The organism is Aquitalea sp. S1-19 (genome assembly GCF_024343515.1).
Map to the genome: position 1 here is coordinate 1 of NZ_RJTZ01000243.1, position 2,016 is coordinate 2,016.

Genomic DNA, 2,016 nt, shown 5'->3' on the forward strand with positions numbered 1-2,016 from the left:
GGATAAAAAAATGGATGCATGAAGTGTTGACAGGCTTCGGAAAATCCTTATAATTCGCATTCTCTTGAAGACGGCAACGTTAGCAAGACAAGAAATGTGATGCGGGAATAGCTCAGTTGGTAGAGCGCAACCTTGCCAAGGTTGAGGTCGCGAGTTCGAGCCTCGTTTCCCGCTCCAGTTATTAGGAATAAACGCAAGTTTGTTCCCACCCCTTATGGCGGGGTAGCAAAGTGGTTATGCAGCGGCCTGCAAAGCCGTCTACGCCGGTTCGATTCCGACCCCCGCCTCCAGTCAAAGCCCCGTAAACATTGAGTTTGCGGGGCTTTTTCTTATTTTCTTTGTGTAGTCGCACGCGCCGCATGTTGCGCTAAGTCCTTGTTTCTTGCTCTCGTGCCACTCTGAAAAAGTGGCATGCTGCGCGTAGACTATAGTTTTTGCCGTCTACGGGAATTGTCATGGCCACCAAGCGCTTACGCTCCAGCGGAAACTGGGAATTCATTGTTCGGCGCAAGGGTATTTTGCCCAAGCCAGCTACGTTCACATTTACCAACGAGGCCGAAGGCGACGCCTATTGCCTCCGCCTTGAGTCGCTACTTGATCGCGGCATCGTTCCTGATGACCTGCTCGACCAGAAGCCGCACCTCGCCACCATTGCCGATGCGATCCGCGGCTACCTGATTGCCGTTGATGTATCCGCAGCCGATAGGCCGGTGCTTGGTGTGCTGCTCGATAGGGTAGGCGGTGCCACGCTGACCGCTGTCGATTACGCATGGGTCGAATCATGGGTGCGCAGCATGAAGCAAACCCAGCAGCTCGCCCCATCATCCATCCGCCACTATGTTGGCGCGCTGGCGCGCTGTCTCGACTGGGTAACGCGCAGTGCTGGCAGCGTGTTCATCTCCAATCCGCTGCGCCAGCTGCCGCGCCGCTACGCGAACTACACCCCGAGCGATGCGGCCGTGCTGCGTGGCGACGATGGCAAGGCGACGATCCCCAGCGATATTGCCCGCGACCGGCGACTAAACCCTGGCGAAGAGGCGGCCATTCGCGCCATGCTCGCCGGCGCCACGCCAGAAGGACGCGAACGCCCGCTAGCGCTCAAATGGCAGGGTGCGCTGGAATGCCTGTTTGACCTGGCGCTTGAAACGGCCATGCGCATGCGTGAAATCTACACACTGGAGCTTTCGCAGATTGACCTTGAGAAACGCACCATCTTTCTGGATAAAACCAAGAATGGCGACAAGCGGCAAATTCCGCTCTCCAGCGTGGCGCTGGCGGTTCTGGCGCGCTATCGCGAGCAAGTCGAAAGCGGCACCCGCGGCATGGCCGGCTTTAGTCTGAGCCGTGGCCGGCTATTTCCCTGGCTAAGCAATACCGATGCCGCTGGACTCAGACGCATCACCTCGCTTCTGTCCGCACAGTTTTCCCGCGTGTTTGAGGTGTCCGGCTGTGCCGACCTCAAGTTTCACGACCTGCGGCATGAGGCCACCAGCCGCCTATTCGAGCGTACCAAGATGTCCGACCTGCAAATTGCCAAGGTGACCGGCCACCGCGACCCGCGCATGCTGGCACGCTACGCAAACCTGCGCGGCTCGGATCTGGCTGATCTGATGTGGTAATGCAAAACGGGCCAGATATGGCCCGTTGTGTTGTTTAGTATGGATATTCGCCCTTACTGGCGGCGTGCTTCTGGCCTCCGTAGCTGCTGCGTGCCGGTTGTCTCGGTGGTTTATTGCTGTCCGCTGGCTGCTGCGCATCGTCGCGTTTCCCGCCTTGCATGCTCACTTCATTGATGCGCACATCTGGCGACAGGCGCTTAATACCGTCCCTATCTGTCCATTCGCGCAGTGTCAGCTGGCCGTATACTGTCACCTGCTGCCCTTTGATCAAATAGGGCAGTAGCGCCTCGGCGCGCTTACCCCACACCTGGCAGCCAAACCAGTTGGTGGTCTTTTTTTCGCCAAAGCCGATATCGCTGGCCACGCGAAACGACAGCACCGCATCGCCGCCCTGGGT

Annotated in this window: 2 protein-coding genes and 2 tRNA genes; 3 read left to right on the forward strand and 1 reads right to left on the reverse strand. The window is 58.1% G+C overall.

Annotation, left to right across the window (positions count from 1 at the left end; all coding sequences use genetic code 11):
* Positions 1–101: 101 nt before the first annotated feature.
* The 3 genes from EGI20_RS17760 to EGI20_RS17770 all read left to right on the forward strand — a co-directional run bounded on the left by EGI20_RS17760 (position 102) and on the right by EGI20_RS17770 (position 1,619).
* Positions 102–177 (forward strand) — tRNA-Gly (locus EGI20_RS17760).
* Between the two features lie 39 nt (positions 178–216).
* Positions 217–290: transfer RNA gene (locus EGI20_RS17765), tRNA-Cys, on the forward strand.
* A gap of 165 nt (positions 291–455) precedes the next feature.
* Positions 456–1,619: a site-specific integrase gene (locus EGI20_RS17770; protein WP_498632841.1), complete on the forward strand. Its 1,164-nt coding sequence runs from the start codon at positions 456–458 to the stop codon at positions 1,617–1,619.
* A 34-nt stretch (positions 1,620–1,653) separates the two neighbouring features.
* On the opposite strand, the gene EGI20_RS17775 is transcribed toward EGI20_RS17770, so the two are convergent.
* On the reverse strand, positions 1,654–2,016 hold a 363-nt coding region (locus EGI20_RS17775), incomplete at its 5' end, for a single-stranded DNA-binding protein (protein WP_498632839.1).

Coding starts and splice junctions, on each gene's coding strand:
- EGI20_RS17770 (WP_498632841.1), top strand. CDS start 456: ATGGCCACCAAGCGCTTACGCTCCAGCGGAAACTGGGAATTCATTGTT.